17 protein-coding genes are annotated in these 16,276 nt (G+C 33.9%); 12 read left to right on the forward strand and 5 right to left on the reverse strand.

All coding sequences use genetic code 11. The features are described from left to right. The first annotated feature begins 81 nt into the window (after window positions 1-81). The 8 genes from truA (at window position 82) to ACNQGO_RS12850 (ending at window position 8,755) form a co-directional block, all read left to right on the forward strand. A complete protein-coding gene (gene truA, locus ACNQGO_RS12815) occupies window positions 82-816 on the forward strand; it encodes a tRNA pseudouridine(38-40) synthase TruA (RefSeq protein WP_417985495.1) in 735 nt (244 codons plus the stop codon). 57 nt (window positions 817-873) lie between these two features. Then, complete coding sequence (locus ACNQGO_RS12820) at window positions 874-2,628, forward strand: ABC transporter ATP-binding protein (protein WP_417985496.1); 1,755 nt, start codon at window positions 874-876, stop codon at window positions 2,626-2,628. 49 nt (window positions 2,629-2,677) lie between these two features. Next, window positions 2,678-3,220, forward strand: coding sequence for a hypothetical protein (locus ACNQGO_RS12825; RefSeq protein WP_417985497.1), 543 nt, complete (start codon window positions 2,678-2,680; stop codon window positions 3,218-3,220). Window positions 3,221-3,383: 163 nt separating this feature from the next. Further along, window positions 3,384-4,772 carry a dihydrolipoyl dehydrogenase gene (gene lpdA / locus ACNQGO_RS12830; RefSeq protein WP_417971327.1) on the forward strand — a complete coding sequence of 463 codons (1,389 nt, stop codon included), beginning with the start codon at window positions 3,384-3,386 and terminating at the stop codon, window positions 4,770-4,772. 357 nt (window positions 4,773-5,129) lie between these two features. Next, window positions 5,130-5,933: a hypothetical protein gene (locus ACNQGO_RS12835; protein ID WP_417985498.1), complete on the forward strand. Its 804-nt coding sequence runs from the start codon at window positions 5,130-5,132 to the stop codon at window positions 5,931-5,933. A 246-nt stretch (window positions 5,934-6,179) separates the two neighbouring features. Next, window positions 6,180-7,016, forward strand: coding sequence for a serine O-acetyltransferase (locus ACNQGO_RS12840; RefSeq protein ID WP_417985499.1), 837 nt, complete (start codon window positions 6,180-6,182; stop codon window positions 7,014-7,016). Between the two features lie 5 nt (window positions 7,017-7,021). Beyond that, window positions 7,022-7,936: a cysteine synthase A gene (gene cysK / locus ACNQGO_RS12845; RefSeq protein WP_417985500.1), complete on the forward strand. Its 915-nt coding sequence runs from the start codon at window positions 7,022-7,024 to the stop codon at window positions 7,934-7,936. A gap of 234 nt (window positions 7,937-8,170) precedes the next feature. Continuing rightward, window positions 8,171-8,755: a fasciclin domain-containing protein gene (locus tag ACNQGO_RS12850; RefSeq protein ID WP_417985501.1), complete on the forward strand. Its 585-nt coding sequence runs from the start codon at window positions 8,171-8,173 to the stop codon at window positions 8,753-8,755. 126 nt (window positions 8,756-8,881) lie between these two features. Here the strand turns inward: ACNQGO_RS12850 and ACNQGO_RS12855 are convergent, their stop codons facing one another. Next, window positions 8,882-10,006 (reverse strand): cysteine desulfurase family protein, encoded by a 1,125-nt coding sequence (locus ACNQGO_RS12855; RefSeq protein ID WP_417985502.1) that lies wholly within the window; start codon window positions 10,004-10,006, stop codon window positions 8,882-8,884. Between the two features lie 18 nt (window positions 10,007-10,024). After that, window positions 10,025-10,945 carry an EamA family transporter gene (locus ACNQGO_RS12860; protein WP_417985503.1) on the reverse strand — a complete coding sequence of 307 codons (921 nt, stop codon included), beginning with the start codon at window positions 10,943-10,945 and terminating at the stop codon, window positions 10,025-10,027. Between the two features lie 203 nt (window positions 10,946-11,148). On the opposite strand from ACNQGO_RS12860, the gene ACNQGO_RS12865 reads away from it, so the two are divergent. Continuing rightward, window positions 11,149-12,093: a hypothetical protein gene (locus ACNQGO_RS12865; protein WP_417985504.1), complete on the forward strand. Its 945-nt coding sequence runs from the start codon at window positions 11,149-11,151 to the stop codon at window positions 12,091-12,093. 139 nt (window positions 12,094-12,232) lie between these two features. On the opposite strand, the gene ACNQGO_RS12870 is transcribed toward ACNQGO_RS12865, so the two are convergent. Then, the gene (locus tag ACNQGO_RS12870; protein WP_417985510.1) at window positions 12,233-12,784 is read right to left on the reverse strand and encodes a Smr/MutS family protein; all 552 of its coding nucleotides are present in this window, start codon (window positions 12,782-12,784) and stop codon (window positions 12,233-12,235) included. Continuing rightward, on the reverse strand, window positions 12,777-12,959 hold the full coding sequence (locus ACNQGO_RS12875; protein ID WP_417985505.1) for a hypothetical protein: 183 nt from the start codon (window positions 12,957-12,959) through the stop codon (window positions 12,777-12,779). Before ACNQGO_RS12875 ends, ACNQGO_RS12870 begins: the two co-directional genes overlap by 8 nt. 102 nt (window positions 12,960-13,061) lie before the next feature. On the opposite strand from ACNQGO_RS12875, the gene ACNQGO_RS12880 reads away from it, so the two are divergent. Next, the gene (locus ACNQGO_RS12880; RefSeq protein ID WP_417971317.1) at window positions 13,062-13,346 is read left to right on the forward strand and encodes a DUF2752 domain-containing protein; all 285 of its coding nucleotides are present in this window, start codon (window positions 13,062-13,064) and stop codon (window positions 13,344-13,346) included. Window positions 13,347-13,364: 18 nt separating this feature from the next. Here the strand turns inward: ACNQGO_RS12880 and ACNQGO_RS12885 are convergent, their stop codons facing one another. Then, window positions 13,365-14,063: a DUF1003 domain-containing protein gene (locus tag ACNQGO_RS12885; RefSeq protein ID WP_417985506.1), complete on the reverse strand. Its 699-nt coding sequence runs from the start codon at window positions 14,061-14,063 to the stop codon at window positions 13,365-13,367. A 389-nt stretch (window positions 14,064-14,452) separates the two neighbouring features. On the opposite strand from ACNQGO_RS12885, the gene cysM reads away from it, so the two are divergent. After that, entirely contained in the window at window positions 14,453-15,340 is an 888-nt protein-coding gene (cysM, locus tag ACNQGO_RS12890; RefSeq protein ID WP_417985507.1) for a cysteine synthase CysM, read from the forward strand. Window positions 15,341-15,431: 91 nt separating this feature from the next. After that, window positions 15,432-16,073, forward strand: coding sequence for an SGNH/GDSL hydrolase family protein (locus ACNQGO_RS12895; RefSeq protein WP_417985508.1), 642 nt, complete (start codon window positions 15,432-15,434; stop codon window positions 16,071-16,073). The last annotated feature ends 203 nt before the right edge of the window (window positions 16,074-16,276 follow it).

The following is a 16,276-nucleotide window of genomic DNA, read 5'->3' on the forward strand; positions in this document are numbered from 1 at the left end:
CGAAACTTAACAAAGTTTGCACCTGCGCGACTTCGTGGCAAAAAAATTAATAAGTATCTTTGTAACTTCAAAAAAAGACAGTTGAGATATTTCATAAAATTAGCATACAACGGGACCCAATATCACGGTTGGCAATACCAGCCAAACGCTGCATCTGTTCAGGAAACAATGAACAAAGCGTTTTCGGTGCTATTAAATACAACTATCAACCTTATGGGAGCCGGTAGAACCGATACCGGAGTTCATGCAAAGGAAATGTACGCCCATTTTGATTTTGAAACGCCTATAGATGTGGCACGTTTAGTACATAAACTAAACTCCTACTTGCCAAAAGATATTGTGGTTTATGACATTATTCCGGTAAACGACCAAGCACACTCCCGTTTTGATGCAACCAAAAGAACCTACGAATATCATATCAATACTTTTAAGGATGCTTTCAGACAGGAACACAGTTGGTATTTCCATCAACCATTAGATATTAATTTAATGAATGAAGCGGGCCAACTATTATTTAAACACACTGATTTTCAGTGTTTTTCTAAAGTAAATACCGATGTCAATACTTTTGACTGTACTATCTTTGAGGCCTATTGGAAGCGAGACAACGGTAATTTGATTTTTACCATTTCGGCCAATCGTTTTTTGCGCAATATGGTGCGTGCCATTGTGGGAACACTTGTAAATGTTGGATTACACAAAATCACATTAAAAGATTTTTCGGCTATTATAGAAAGTAAAAACAGAGATAAAGCAGGTTTTTCGGTACCGGCACATGGTTTATATTTAACCAAAATAGAATACGATTATTTATAGCTTCAGGCTGTAAGATTTACGCATTATGCCTACAGCATAAGGCTTTAAAAAAAAAACATGAAAGCAAAAGCATTTGATACGCGATTATTCAAACGAATTTTAAAATTCACAAAACCCTATAAATGGCGTTTTAATGGTGTGATTATTTTCGCCATTTCATTGTCTATTTTTGCAGCTTTACGTCCTTATTTATTGAAACAAACCGTTGATGGTTATATTGCAACCGAAGATAAACAAGGATTGTTACTGTACGTAGTTTTGATGGGAATCGTACTTTTATTCGAAGTGTTTTCTCAATTTTACTTTGTGTTTTGGGCGAACTGGCTCGGTCAGGATATTGTAAAAGACATTCGAACGAAACTGTTTCAACACATTTTGAGTTTCCGAATGAAATATTTTGATCACGTTCCGGTGGGTCAACTTGTAACACGATCGGTTTCGGATATCGAATCTATTGCTCGGATTTTTAGCCAAGGTTTATTCATGATTATTAGTGATTTGATGAAAATGGTTGTGGTTCTGGCATTCATGTTTTATATGAACTGGACCTTAACCTGGATTGTGATTGTGGCTATGCCAATCTTGGTCTTTTTCACCCGAATCTTTCAAAAGAAAATGCAAGTTGCTTTTGAGGAAGTGCGTACGCAAATTGCCAATATGAACTCCTTTGTACAAGAACGAGTAACCGGAATGAAGATTGTGCAACTCTTTAATCGTGAAAAAATTGAATACGAAAAGTTCAAACAAATCAACAATAAACACAAAACTGCTTGGATTAAAACTATTCTTTATAACTCCATATTTTTTCCTATTGCTGATATTATTTCGTCTTTAACACTTGGTTTTATTGTGCTTTATGGCGGAATAAAAATATTAAACGGAGATACTTTTACCACTTTTGGAGATTTATTTTCGTACACCATGTTCATCGGAATGTTGTTCAACCCTTTGCGCCAAATTGCAGATAAATTCAACGAAATGCAACTGGGCATGATTGCAGCAAACCGCGTTTTTGATATTTTAGATACCGAAGATCAAATTCAAGATACAGGAATTATTGAAGCACCTATCTTTAAAGGAGATATCCGATTTGAAAAAGTCCGTTTTGGATATATTCCGGATGAAGAGGTGATAAAAGGAATTGATTTAGAGGTAAATGCTGGTCAAACAATTGCCATTGTAGGCTCGACAGGTGCTGGTAAATCAACAATTATCAACTTACTAAACCGTTTTTATGAAATTAACAGTGGGTCTATTTTTATTGACAATCAAAATATTGAGAATTATACATTAAGTTCCTTACGAAAACAAATTGCAGTTGTCCTACAAGATGTTTTCCTTTTTGCAGACACCATTTTTAACAATATTACTTTAAATAATGATGAAATTAGTAGAGAACAAGTCTTGGCTGCAGCCAAAAAAATAGGCGTGCACGATTTCATCATGAGCTTACCCGATAATTATGATTTTGATGTAAAAGAACGCGGAGTTATGCTCTCATCTGGGCAACGCCAGATAATCGCTTTTTTGAGGGCGTATGTAAGCAATCCAAGTATTTTAATTTTAGATGAAGCCACTTCATCAATTGATACCTATTCTGAGGAATTAATTCAACGTGCGACGGAAACCATAACAAAAGGCAGAACATCAATTGTAATTGCGCATCGATTGGCAACTATTGTGAATGCTGATAAAATTGTGGTAATGGATAAAGGTCTTGTCGTAGAACAAGGAACGCATCAAGAATTGATAAACCGTGAAAACGGGTATTATAAGAATTTATATGACTCTCAGTTTTCGGTAGCGAACTAAAAATTAATTAAACGAACCTATTAATACCATCAAATTAACTTTTCCGTTTATGAAAAAAATTTGTTTTTGTCTATTAATCCTGATGGCTCACTCTTGCATTCCAGTAAAAATTGCGCCGATTATCAAAGGAGAAAAAATAGCAAATGCAAAAAAATTTAAAAAGGATCTTCCAAATTGTAATGGATTCATTTTTGAAGACACAAAAAATGCTGCTGAGTTTTACAATTTTATGAATGCAAAATATGATTTGAATCATACAAATGTTGAGTCGAATATTCCAATTACTATCAATAATAGAATCTACTATTTATCCTTTTTTGAACGAGAGAGAACCACAAAAACAGTAAATTTAATACCCTTTGCAGTTGATGCAGCATTAAGCGCCAAGGGCAATGATCCTATCCTTGATGGCCTTTATACCTCCAGAAATGGCTATTGGTACATCATTATGAGCGTTAGAGACGCCGAGCTTAAAGATTGTTTGGATTCTAATTATCCGCAGCAACAAGATGTATTTCTTCATTTAAAAAAATTAAAAGAGGAGTATTTTTCAACCAGCAATTATATCGAAGCTTATTTAAAAATGAAATAATACTTCAGCACAACTTATGCTTTCTAATAAACTAGACAAACGGCATTTTTTTTTAAAATAAATCCTTAATTTTGCTACAGAAAAGCTAAAAAACAAACTGTAAAATAACAATAATACGATTAATTGCATTTTACTAAAAATAAAAAACAAATAAAATTAAAAAATGAAATACGACATTATAGTTTTAGGAAGTGGTCCAGGCGGATATGTTACAGCGATTAGAGCATCACAATTAGGCTTTAAAGTAGCCGTAATAGAGAAAGAAAACTTAGGAGGTGTATGCTTAAATTGGGGATGTATCCCAACGAAAGCGTTACTAAAATCAGCTCAAGTTTTTGATTATTTAAAACACGCTTCTGATTATGGATTGACTGTTTCATCATTTGACAAAGATTTCTCAGCTGTAGTACAACGCAGTCGTTCTGTTGCTGATGGAATGAGCAAAGGAGTTCAGTTCCTAATGAAAAAAAATAAAATTGACGTAATTGATGGTTTTGGAAAACTAAAACCAGGAAAGAAAATTGATGTTACTGCCAAAGACAATACCGTTACAGAATATAGTGCAGACCATATTATAATTGCTACTGGAGCTCGTTCTCGTGAATTGCCAAATTTACCTCAAGATGATGTTAAAGTGATTGGTTACAGAAAAGCAATGACACTGGCAACCCAACCAAAATCAATGATTATTGTAGGTTCTGGCGCTATTGGAGTTGAGTTTGCACACTTCTACAATTCTATGGGAACTGAAGTAACCATTGTAGAATTTATGCCAAATATAGTTCCCGTTGAAGACGAAGACATTTCGAAACAAATGGAGCGTTCTTTGAAAAAAGCAGGAATTAAAATCATGACAAACTCGTCTGTTGAGAGAATTGATACTTCTGGAGCAGGTGTAAAAGCATTTGTGAAAACGGCAAAAGGAGAAGAAGTTCTAGAAGCAGAGATCTTACTTTCGGCTGTTGGAATCAAAACCAACATTGAAAACATTGGATTAGAAGAAGTAGGAATCGCTACTGATAAAGATAAAATTTTGGTAAATGCCTACAACCAAACAAACATTCCAGGATATTACGCTATTGGTGATGTTACGCCAGGACAAGCTCTAGCACACGTAGCATCAGCAGAAGGAATTAATTGTGTAGAAAAAATCGCAGGACTTCATGTAGAACCTATCGACTACGGAAACGTACCAGGTTGTACGTATGCAACTCCAGAAATTGCCTCAGTTGGTTTGACTGAAAAACAAGCTAAAGAAAAAGGATACGAATTAAAGATTGGTAAATTCCCATTCTCGGCATCTGGAAAAGCAAAAGCCTCAGGAACACCTGATGGTTTTGTAAAAGTAATTTTTGATGCAAAATATGGTGAATGGTTGGGTTGTCACATGATTGGAGCAGGAGTTACAGATATGATTGCTGAAGCAGTTGTAGCGCGTAAACTGGAAACTACTGGACATGAAATCCTAAAATCAATTCACCCACACCCTACCATGAGCGAAGCAGTTATGGAAGCGGTTGCGGATGCATATGGCGAAGTTATACATTTATAGATTTCAACTTTTGGATTACTAGGCCAATTCTATCTTTTAGGCTCAGTAACGATTTTTGATTTCAGATTTATTAATCCGATTGGTGTACACCAATCGGATTTTTTTATGGCATTTAAATAAGAATACAGTATTTATTCTTTTCAAATCCAATATGGCGAAGTATCAATACTTAGTATATTATTAAGCTTAAATTCTCAATTTAAGTATTGGTTTTCAAACTGTTAATCTAAAAATTATGAAACTTTTTTACAGAATTACACAACAACATAAGTCCTTATAATTCAGTAATTTGACTAAATGAAAATAGTAAATCAAACACAGAAAAATTTCTTTATCTAACTATTTAAATAAAAGTCTATGAAAAATATTTATTTGAATGCTGAAACAATTAGCGATGTTTTTAACGGACTTGAAAATTCATTTAGTGCTATTTTAAATTCAACTGATAACGATTTTAAACTAAACTTAAATACTGATTTAATAAAAGGGCAAATTCAAGGAATTACTTTTATAAATGGCATTACTGCTGTTCAGGTTGAGATGACATTTTTTGATGATGTAATGCTAAGTATGGAATCTTTAGGCACATCATCAATTATATTTGCTTACTGTGATGGCGATCATTTCAAACACAGTTTTGGCAGTTCAGGTCAGCATATAAGCATTAGAAAACACCATTCTGCAGTGATCAATAGCAATCGAAGTATCAATACGGTTTTGCATTTTCATAAAAATACAACTGTTCAGTTCTCACTAATTAAAGTTGAAATTGGAAATGTAGGGAAAACAGTCAATGATTCTTTACTGTATAATTTGAAAAAAACTTTTATGAATAAACAAACCAATTACTGCTATAATGGGCTACAAAACATCAAAATTGCAGAAAAATTAAGATTTTTAAAAACTATTACAGCTCCAGGAATGGTGGGACATATTCTAAAAAAAGACTGTATTCAATCGATATTAGAAATGGAAATAAATGACAATACTGCTGCGTTGCAAAAGTTATCAATTTCCATCAATCGGTCTGCTTTAAACCAAATTAATGAAATAAAAAAAATATATAATTTTATCAAACCCTATGCTATTGGTTCTGTATATCATAAACTAATGCCGTCTAAAAATAAAATTTTGATCAAATCCATTTTAGAAGAAAATTAGATACTTGGTTCGCCTTTTGTCAATAAAATAAATTTACTTGTAATATTTTATTCTCCAACCTGTATTGATTAGTTTCTCATCACGATATCTAAATAAAAATTTATTTTAAACACAAAGAACTCATTTTGTGGGAATTTAACATATTAACATTTATTTACAAATCAGGGTTTTGAACGTATTCAATTCTACTCTATCTTTGTTTTTAAGTGATTTTACTAGTTTAATTCTGAATTTATTTTACCATCAATGAATATTGAATCCACCCGTTTTTCGAATATATTACATAAAAACCAAAATGAAAATTGGGTACGAGCGATTGACTCTTCAAAAATTATCAATTGGATTGATGATTTGTTCAAAATATTATTTCCCGAGAAGGCTCTTGAAACTATCCATATCGAATTACTATTGGATCAAAATAAAGCCAACTTTATTGCAATTCTTTCAGAAATCGTAAAAGATAAAACGGCTAATGAAATTTTAGATGATGCCGAAGCTTTTTACACAAGGTTACCCAGTTTATATAATGCTATGCAAAAAGATGCGCAAGCGATTCTAGATACTGATCCTGCAGCAGACTGTATTCAGGAAATAATCAACTCCTATCCTGGTTTTTTTGCTATAGAAGTCTATCGCATTGCCAATGCTATTGCATCTCGAACAGCTTGTCTGCTACCGCGAATACTTACGGAATACGCACATAGCAAAACTGGAATTGACATTCACCCCAGTGCAACCATTGATGTTCCGTTCATGATAGATCATGGGACCGGAATTGTTATTGGTGAAACCACAATTATTGGGAAGTATGTGAGTATTTATCAAGGTGTTACTTTGGGAGCTTTGCAAGTAGAAAAGAGCATGCAACAGAAAAAACGCCATCCTACAGTTGAGGATCATGTTATTATTTATGCCAATGCAACGATTTTAGGCGGAAGTACCATTATAGGCAATCACAGTATTGTGGGCGGAAACACGTTTATTACCAAGAGTGTAAATCCGTACTCCTTTGTGATGCAATCCAATAAAAATACGGTTTTGAATCAACAAGAAATTAAAGACATCAATTTTTTCTCAATATAAATATTATGAAATACAACAACATACTCGAAACAATTGGCAATACGCCACATGTAAAAATTAATCGCTTATTTGGGGCCAACCATAATGTGTGGATTAAGCTCGAACGTGCTAATCCTGGCGCTAGTATCAAGGATAGAATTGCTCTAGCCATGATCGAAGATGCCGAAGAAAAAGGGCTACTAAAAAAAGGTGGAACCATCATTGAAGCTACTTCAGGGAATACGGGAATTGGACTAGCAATGGTAGCGGCAGTAAAAGGTTATACTTTAATACTAGTTATGCCAGAATCGATGTCTATTGAACGTCGCCGACTCATGAGTTTGTACGGTGCAGAATTTGTTTTGACACCCCGCGAAAAAGGAATGAAAGGTGCTTTAGAAAAAGCTAAAGAATTAGTCAGCGAGATCCCTAATTCGTGGTCTCCGCTACAATTTGAAAATCCTGCCAATATTGAAATTCATAAAAAAACAACCGCATTAGAAATTATAAAAGCATTTCCAGACGGTTTAGATTATATGATTACTGGCGTAGGAACGGGAGGTCATATTACGGGTTGTGCTGCAATTTTGAAACAACATTACCCCAACTTAAAAGTATTTGCAGTAGAACCTGAAGCGTCACCAGTTATTAGTGGTGGTGATCCTGCTCCTCACCCTATACAGGGAATTGGCGCTGGATTTATACCTGTAAACCTGCATACAAATTTACTTGATGGAACCATACAAGTGAGCAAGGACGAAGCCTTTGCCTATGCACAAAGAGCAGCTAAAGAGGAAGGAATGTTTATTGGAATCTCATCTGGGGCATCACTGGCTGCCGTGGCTAAAAAACTACCAGAAATCCCAGAAAATGCTAAGGTATTAACCTTTTGTTACGATACTGGAGAACATTATTTAAGCATTGAAGGTTTGTTTGTTTAAACGAAGAATTTATTAAACACCATTACTAGCTTGCAGTTTAATTCTTCTCGCTAAATGTTACTAAATTACCCTAATTAAAAGCTATTTTATGTGAACCTAACGGATTTATAATCCTGTAAAGTCAAATTATTAAAAATTACAATATTACTATTTGTTTAATTTATTGTTAAAAAAATTAAACAAATTAAATTTATGTATATATTTGAAGATCTTAATTTAAACAAAAATAATATTATGAAATTAGTAAAAACAATTAGCGCATTTGTACTTTTAGGAGCAATCGCAACTTCTTGTGGAGAAAAGAAACAAGCTGAATCAACAGAAATGGCAGACACTACTGCTGTAGCAGTAGACACAACAGTTGTTGAAGAAACTCCAAACATCGTAGGTGTAGCAGCTGGAAATGCTGATTTTTCAACACTTGTGGCAGCAGTTAAAGCAGCTGGGTTGGTAGAAACTTTAAGCAGCGAAGGACCTTTCACAGTATTTGCACCGAATAATGCAGCATTCGACAAACTACCTGCTGGAACTGTAGATGGTTTATTGAAACCAGAGAGTCTTGAAAAATTAAAAGCAGTGTTAACGTATCACGTTGTATCTGGTAAATTTGACGCTGCAACTGTAATTGATGCTATCAACAAAAACAACGGAAAATATACCGTTACTACTGTACAAGGTGGTAAAATTGTTTTAAGTTTGATGAATGGAAAAGTAATGCTAACGGATGCTAAAGGTGGATCTGCAATGGTAGTACTTGCTGATGTAGCTGCTTCAAACGGAGTAATACATGCTATTGATACAGTGGTTATGCCTAAATAATTTATTGCTTAATCGAAAAACGCCGTTGCTTGATAGCAACGGCGTTTTTTTTTACAATTATGTCCCGTCCTGAAATAACGATACACAATAAGTATCCTATTAGAAAACGACTTTGAAACAATTATTTTAAATGCTTTTCAAAGCCTCAATCAGCACATCAATATCCTCTTTTGTGTTAAAATGACTAAACGAAATGCGTAAACTTGGCTTTTTTAAATCATCGTCAGAAAGCATTTCGGCTAGAACATGTGATGGTTTTATGCTACCAGACTGACAAGCACTTCCGCGAGAAACAGCAATTCCTTTCATGTCTAAATGAAACAGTAGCATCGCTGTTTTTGCTGGAGCAAAAGGTAATAGAACATTCAAAACTGTATAAAATCCGTTTGGAGTTCCATTGATTTTGAAATCAGGAAATTCAGTTTTAAGTTGGATGATCAAATAATTTTTTAACGCTATAATATGATCTTTTTCTGTTTCAAGATTAGCATAGGAAAGTTCCAATGCTTTTGCCATACCCGCAATTTGGTGTAAGGCTTCGGTTCCAGCTCGCAGTCCTTTTTCTTGCTCCCCACCAAAAAACAAGGGTTGTAAACCTGAATTTTTTCGAATATAAGCAAAACCAACTCCTTTTGGTCCATGAAATTTATGGGCGCTCGCCACAATAAAATTAACGGAAATCGATTGCAAATCAATATTCATTTTACCAATAGATTGAACGGTATCTGAATGAAACAAAACCTTATGCTCTTGACAAATACGACCAATTCGCTCTAAATCTAAGATAGTGCCAGTTTCATTATTAACGTGCATCAGACTTACAAGGGTTTTTATATCCTTTGAAAGTAACTCTACTAAATGCGTAATGTCTATTTCGCCATTGGGTTTAACATTCACATAATCAATTTGAATCCCAAACTCTTTCTCTAAAACTAACGCCGTGTATAAAACCGCATGATGTTCTATTTTACTGGTAATAATTCGTTTTACTTGTAAATCTTTTACAGCAGAACGAAGAATCCAATTATTGGCTTCTGTTCCACATGAAGTAAAAATAATCTCCTGAGCAGTCGCATTGAGATTCTTTGCTATCGATTTTCTAGAAAGTTCCAATATATTTTTAGCGGCACGACCTAAACTATGAGTCGAAGATGGATTACCATACTCTTCTGTCATAACGTTGCTCATTTCTTGGATCACTTCGGCACGAATAGCAGTTGTTGAAGCGTTATCGAGATATACTTTTTTCATACTTTTAAAATTAAAAAATTACTTTAAGACCTCAATTTCTGAAGAGTTGACCTTAGACTTCCTGTGGAAAATAAACTTCTCATTAAAGATAATTATCGAAATGATTATCAGCCCATAGGAAAACAACTGAAGTGAAGTTACATCTTCATGATAATAAAATAGCGCTAATAGAAATCCAATAATGGGATTAATATAAATCATAATACCAACTGCAGACGAATTAATTCCTTTTAATGCGTACAAATTCAAAAACAATGGAATGATTGTAAAAAAGACTACAATTACTAATAAACAGCCATAAAATAATGGCTCTACAGGCAACAAGCCACTATGACTAGGATAAAATGGTAGCAAAATAACCGCAGTAAAAACCAATTGAATCGTTAAAACAAGAAATTTATCCAACTCCGTATTTTTTCGTTGGCTCACTAAATAAAGTGCATAAGTAACTGCCGTAATCAAGCTGTAAAATAGATCTTCGAAATGATTGATAGACAGCAGAATACAGCTAAAAAAGCTGATCAATACCGCAAACCATTGCCATTTACTTAATTTTTCTTTCAAAATGACAAAAGCCAATATAGTTGTCAAAATTGGACAAATCATGTAAGCCAGCGAAGCTGCTTTCACACTTATATGATTCATGACATAAATAAAAAGAAACCAGTTTGAAGACAGTAGCACGCCACCCCCAAGCGTTAAAAAGACAACACTTTGTTTTTGTTTGATAGACAAACTCTTGAAATGATTCCAATTTTGCAACATTACACTACTCCTAAAAACTCCATTGATGAATACCATGAGTGCAACACTAAAAAAAACACGGTAAAATAAAATATCCAACGAAGCGTAATTATGTAGCGGTTTTAAAGCTAAACTAAAAAAACCCCAGATAAAAAAAGCAGAAAAGGCAGCAAGATAATATTTGTTTATTCTCATTTAATGATAAATTTTAACAAAGATAATGATTTATGCTCGCTTAGAATTCAACCAATCGCTGCAAAAAAGAATACTGTCGTTATTATTTTTTAAACATTTTAAAAAAAATAAAAAACCTAATATCTTGTTAAAAAATCTAAATTTAAAGTAGAATTCAATTGGAACAAATTAAAAATTCTATTTTTGTTACAAATAGTATAAAAATGAAAAGAGTTGTAAGTATATTAATTTTCGCCATGTTTCTAAATGGTTGTGATGATGGAGATTTAATTCAAGAAGATATAAATTTTGAAAATGCAACCGCACAAAAATGCTCCGCCAATAACATAATTTATAAACTAAAAGATAGTGAAGCGCTTATTCTTGATGCTACAGGAATTATTTTTCCCTCTGAAACTACAATTCAAGAATTAGATATTAGCAGCACCAACCGCGTAATTTATCGCTCTTATGACGGTACAGTAACGGCAGCTACACTTTGCGAATCAATACCGCCGGCAAAACCAGTAGTTAGCAATCAATGGACAGGTATTACGGGGAAAATAGTAATTACAACCACTGCTTTGAAAACCACAAACCAAACCGACAACAGCACTAAAATTACTGGATACAATCATAATATCATATTCAAAAACATCACGTTCGATAAAGGGAATGGTACCCAATTGCCTGAGACATTTGTTTTTGGCGACTATGCAACCAGCACTAATTCATTGCCATTTGCTTTTACCAAAGTGCTAAAGCAATGTGCTACTTCCAAACAATTGTATGACAAGAACAGTAGTGAAGCGCTTATTCTTGACATTGAACCCAACCTAATTGTAAATGAAGCAACACCACTAAATAATCCAAGAACAGGATTAATAGGCGAAACTAAAAACAAACTTACCTACCGATTATTTTCTGGTTTATTGACTGATGATTATTTTTGCAAGACTACTTATCCTGCAACTCCAGCAATAACAGAAGAATGGAGTGGAGTAACAGGTGTGGCAAATATGAGCGGAATAATTGAAGTTACAACTACTACTTTTGGAACAGGATTTAAGCATACCGTTGTACTTAAAAAAGTAAAAATGTATAAAGGAAACAGCGATTTTATTTTAGGAGACAACTACATTTATGGCGAATTATTGACCACAAATTAACCTAAAAAAAAGCCGAATTTTTAGTCCAAAATCAACAGATTTTTGTACTAGAAAAAGGGCTAATTTTTAAGTGATTTAATCCATTAAATCACTTAAAAATTAGACCTTTTTTTTGTGTTGTAAAGACGTGAAATTTGATTTACATCGCACTTTGTTTGATAAAAACTTCTGTTGCACCTTGACCATATTTTTGATAATTACCTTCTTGAAAAGCAATATTATCATAACGGCCTAATAAGAAATCCAACTCTGCTTTCAGAATTCCTTCCCCCACACCGTGGATAAAAACAATCTTTGGAATGCGATTGCGAATGGCAAATTCTATATGTCGTTTTGCAGTTTCCGTTTGTAATGTTAGAATATCATAATTCGACATTCCGCGTTTGTTGGGCACTAACTTTTCGATGTGTAAATCAAACTCTGGGGCTGCAATTTCGTGCTTTGATTTCTTTTCTTTGACAAAATTACGTGGTTTTAGAATCTCTTTTTCTTTCGCAATTTCATCTACATTGATTCTTCTAATAGAATCTAGTAAGTTACTGGAATCGTTGATTTTAATTAACTCGTTGACAAGAAATGTCATCGTAAATCCATCCTCTGTTTCTACGGTAACATGCTTGTTATTGACTGACAACACTACTCCGTTTATTGCTTCGTCAAGCACAGATACTTTATCTCCTTTATTAAACATTTTCATCTTCTTTATCTTGATTTTTACTCGGTGTTTTGGCACTCAATCGCATCATTCCCATCATGAAAACAACAATAGCAATTACCATAATGAACACATTTTTTTCGGCACTCACCTGCTCATATAAAGCAATTGTAATCGCCACAACCATTATTGGAATTATAAACTTTCTCATCTTTTTACTTATCAGTTTTCAAAAGTAATGAATTTAAAATTGCATCAATTAGTATAGCAACCGTTTCTTATTTTTTTTGTAAAATTGTAAAAATAAAAACCATTGAATTTAGATAAATACATGTTGCCCTGTTTAAGCAAAACGCTGTTCGGAATAGAGTGTTTGGGTTGTGGTTTTCAAAGAAGTTTTTTGCTCCTCATACAAGGAGATTTTGAAGGCGCTTTCAAGATGTATCCTGCCATTTTTACCACGCTTTTTTTTCTAGGAATTTTGGCTTTGAATTGGATTGATTCCAACCGAAATTACAAAAAATTGATTATCGGTTCAGCACTACTAAATGGTGTTATAATGATTGTGGGATATTATTTTAAACACTACTATTCCTAACTTTTTTTACAAACGTATTTATTTGATACGTGATAAAATATCATTCATCTTTTCGATTTGTACTTTTTGAATTTCAATTAATTCTTCTTGTTGGCGCATAATTAAATGATCCAGTTTTTCATGAAGCATTCTAATTTCAAGTTCTGATTTCAAATTTATCATATAATCTTTTTTGGCTCTTTCCCTATCTTTTTCTTCCTGACGATTTTGACTCATCATAATCACCGGAGCCTGCAAAGCAGCAAGACATGATAATATCAAATTCAATAAAATAAAAGGATACGGATCAAACCCTTTATTCAGCAGCAAATAAATATTAGCCAAAATCCACAAAAAGATAAAAACACCAAAAAGGATTATGAATTTCCAGCTTCCGCCAAAAGCAGCTACCTGATCTGCTACTTTTTGACCTACAGTTCGAACACCAATTTCATCTTCAACTGTATTTACTAGAGACTTGTCCTCGTTTAGCGATCCAATTACTTTGGCTTCAAAATTAGACAACTCCCCTATTTCGACAACGAGGTAATTCGAAATATACTTTTCACGAAACATATTCAATTCTGAGATGGATAAAAACTTGCTTTCATCAAAATCAGGATACTCATTTTGAATTAGTGTCATAATTGGATTTCGTATCGATTTTGCTGCAATTTTATCCATTAAAGGAAATTCTTTTTTTGAAATGTCGCTGATGAAGGAAGTTTTGGATTTCATGAGGTATGTTTATGGGCTAAAGTAAAAAAACAGTTTCATCCAAACTAATTATCGGCTCCTACATATTGAAAATAAAACAGATACAACTTTATTTTCAAATTTCAATGGAATAAAAGCTGTATCTCAAATCGTTTTTCTCATTCATTTATTTAACAAAAATGTCAAAAAATGCCCAATAGCTATTAGAAGAAGATCTAAATATTTAGAAATACTTCAATACCTTTGCATTTCGTTTTAAAACTCTAAAAATGTTATTTTATTTCCAAAATATTCACTGCTATTATTGTTGTTGCTGTTTTTAAAATACGCACTTAATAAAACAATCTTGAACCTTGAATATCAATTGTAAACCTAAAATCTGAGGTTTGCGCCTTAAGTTACTACACCGCATGAAATCACAAAAAATATTAGACCTAATTGGCAATACACCATTAGTAGAAGCTACTAACTTGGTACAAAACAAGAATGTAAAACTTTTATTAAAGCTCGAAGGCAACAACCCAGGAGGTAGTGTAAAAGATCGTGCCGCATACAATATGATCGCTGCTGCCATAGAACGAGGGGATATCAAAAAAGGAGACAAGCTAATTGAGGCTACAAGTGGCAATACCGGAATTGCTTTGGCAATGATTGCACAATTGTTCCATATCGAAATTGAATTGGTTTTACCAGAAAATTCTACTAAAGAACGTACGCAAACAATGCGTGCATATGGCGCTACTGTGATTTTAACACCTGCGGCAACGGGAATTATTGGATCACGAGATTATGCCGACAAAAAAGTAGCTGAAGGCGGTTACGTGATGCTCAATCAGTTTGCAAATGAAGACAACTGGAAAGCGCATTACAAAACAACTGGACCAGAAATCTGGAACGATACCGAAGGAACTGTAACGCACTTTATTGCAGCTATGGGAACCACGGGAACCATAATCGGTACTTCAAGTTATTTAAAAGAAAAGAATCCAGCAATTCAGATTGTGGGCGCTCAACCCAGCGATGGATCTCAAATACCGGGAATTAGAAAATGGCCACAGGAATATTTACCAAAAATATTTGATGCTGATAAAGTTGATCGAATCATTGAAGTTTCAGAAGAAGAAGCAAGAGCCATGACTAAACGTTTGGCGCTAGAGGAAGGAATTTTTGCGGGGATGAGTAGCGGTGGTTCAGTTGCAACTGCGGTTAAAATTGCCGAAGAATTAGATTCTGGCGTAATTGTAGCCATTATTTGTGACCGTGGCGATCGGTATTTATCTTCGGATTTATTCGATTAGTGTTAATAGGATTGTACAAACAACTTTATATTTATTTCAATTTTAGAAAAAGTGTCTTGACTCAGGAAAATAAATCTTTATGTTGATTACTATGGGAAGACAATTAGCTCAAGATTGGCCAAATTTAAAAAAATACCAAAACGAAAATACGACACTGCAAAAAGTAACTTCTTGCAAAGACAGAGTAGTTTTTATGGGTGATTCCATAACCGAATTTTGGAGCATTTCGGATCCTCATTTTTTTTATGAAAATCTTTATATCAATCGCGGCATCAGCGGACAAACAACTCCTCAAATGCTTATCCGTTTTAGAGCGGATGTTGTTGCGTTGCAACCAGCCGTTGTACATATTCTAGCAGGCATCAATGACATTGCCGGTAATACAGGTCCCACGACTTTAGAAATGATAGCCAACAATATCTTTTCGATGGCTGAATTGGCAAAAGCAAACCAAATTAAAGTGATTTTATGTTCTGTTTTACCAGCGTATGATTTCCCTTGGAATCCCAATCAAAATCCAGCTGAAAAAGTGATTACTTTAAATAAAATGATAAAAATTTATACTGACGCCAATGACATTCTCTATCTCGATTATTTTTCAGCTATGCAAGATAAACACAACGGATTGCATGCGGACTATTCCGGAGATGGCGTACATCCTAACAAATTAGGGTACCAAGTAATGGCACCTCTTGCTGAAAAAGCAATCGCGGAAGTCTTAGGACACAAATAATTAGATTTGAGGAGAGAAATTCATAATTTCTTTGTAAAAAATAAAAAGGCTCGATTTGCATTAAATCGAGCCTTTTTACAATGTAAAATGTCCCGTCCTGAAATAGCGATACACAATAAGTATCCTAATGGAAAAACATGAAGAAACACACTATGTGAAGCGGACTCAAAAAGATTATTCAATGTCTTTTAAATTACAAATTG

It is taken from the genome of Flavobacterium frigidum, from assembly GCF_048286735.1.
In the GTDB taxonomy this organism is placed as follows: Bacteria; Bacteroidota; Bacteroidia; order Flavobacteriales; family Flavobacteriaceae; genus Flavobacterium.

Excerpts from the sequence above, each read along its gene's own strand:
- ACNQGO_RS12820 (WP_417985496.1), top strand. The coding sequence starts at position 874 with ATGAAAGCAAAAGCATTTGATACGCGATTATTCAAACGAATTTTAAAA.
- lpdA (WP_417971327.1), top strand. The coding sequence starts at position 3,384 with ATGAAATACGACATTATAGTTTTAGGAAGTGGTCCAGGCGGATATGTT.
- ACNQGO_RS12865 (WP_417985504.1), top strand. The coding sequence starts at position 11,149 with ATGAAAAGAGTTGTAAGTATATTAATTTTCGCCATGTTTCTAAATGGT.
- ACNQGO_RS12855 (WP_417985502.1), bottom strand. The coding sequence starts at position 10,006 with ATGAAAAAAGTATATCTCGATAACGCTTCAACAACTGCTATTCGTGCC.
- ACNQGO_RS12875 (WP_417985505.1), bottom strand. The coding sequence starts at position 12,959 with ATGAGAAAGTTTATAATTCCAATAATGGTTGTGGCGATTACAATTGCT.
- cysK (WP_417985500.1), top strand. The coding sequence starts at position 7,022 with ATGAAATACAACAACATACTCGAAACAATTGGCAATACGCCACATGTA.
- cysM (WP_417985507.1), top strand. The coding sequence starts at position 14,453 with ATGAAATCACAAAAAATATTAGACCTAATTGGCAATACACCATTAGTA.
- ACNQGO_RS12840 (WP_417985499.1), top strand. The coding sequence starts at position 6,180 with ATGAATATTGAATCCACCCGTTTTTCGAATATATTACATAAAAACCAA.
- ACNQGO_RS12850 (WP_417985501.1), top strand. The coding sequence starts at position 8,171 with ATGAAATTAGTAAAAACAATTAGCGCATTTGTACTTTTAGGAGCAATC.
- ACNQGO_RS12895 (WP_417985508.1), top strand. The coding sequence starts at position 15,432 with ATGGGAAGACAATTAGCTCAAGATTGGCCAAATTTAAAAAAATACCAA.
- ACNQGO_RS12825 (WP_417985497.1), top strand. The coding sequence starts at position 2,678 with ATGAAAAAAATTTGTTTTTGTCTATTAATCCTGATGGCTCACTCTTGC.
- ACNQGO_RS12870 (WP_417985510.1), bottom strand. The coding sequence starts at position 12,784 with ATGTTTAATAAAGGAGATAAAGTATCTGTGCTTGACGAAGCAATAAAC.
- ACNQGO_RS12835 (WP_417985498.1), top strand. The coding sequence starts at position 5,130 with ATGAAAAATATTTATTTGAATGCTGAAACAATTAGCGATGTTTTTAAC.
- ACNQGO_RS12885 (WP_417985506.1), bottom strand. The coding sequence starts at position 14,063 with ATGAAATCCAAAACTTCCTTCATCAGCGACATTTCAAAAAAAGAATTT.
- ACNQGO_RS12860 (WP_417985503.1), bottom strand. The coding sequence starts at position 10,945 with ATGAGAATAAACAAATATTATCTTGCTGCCTTTTCTGCTTTTTTTATC.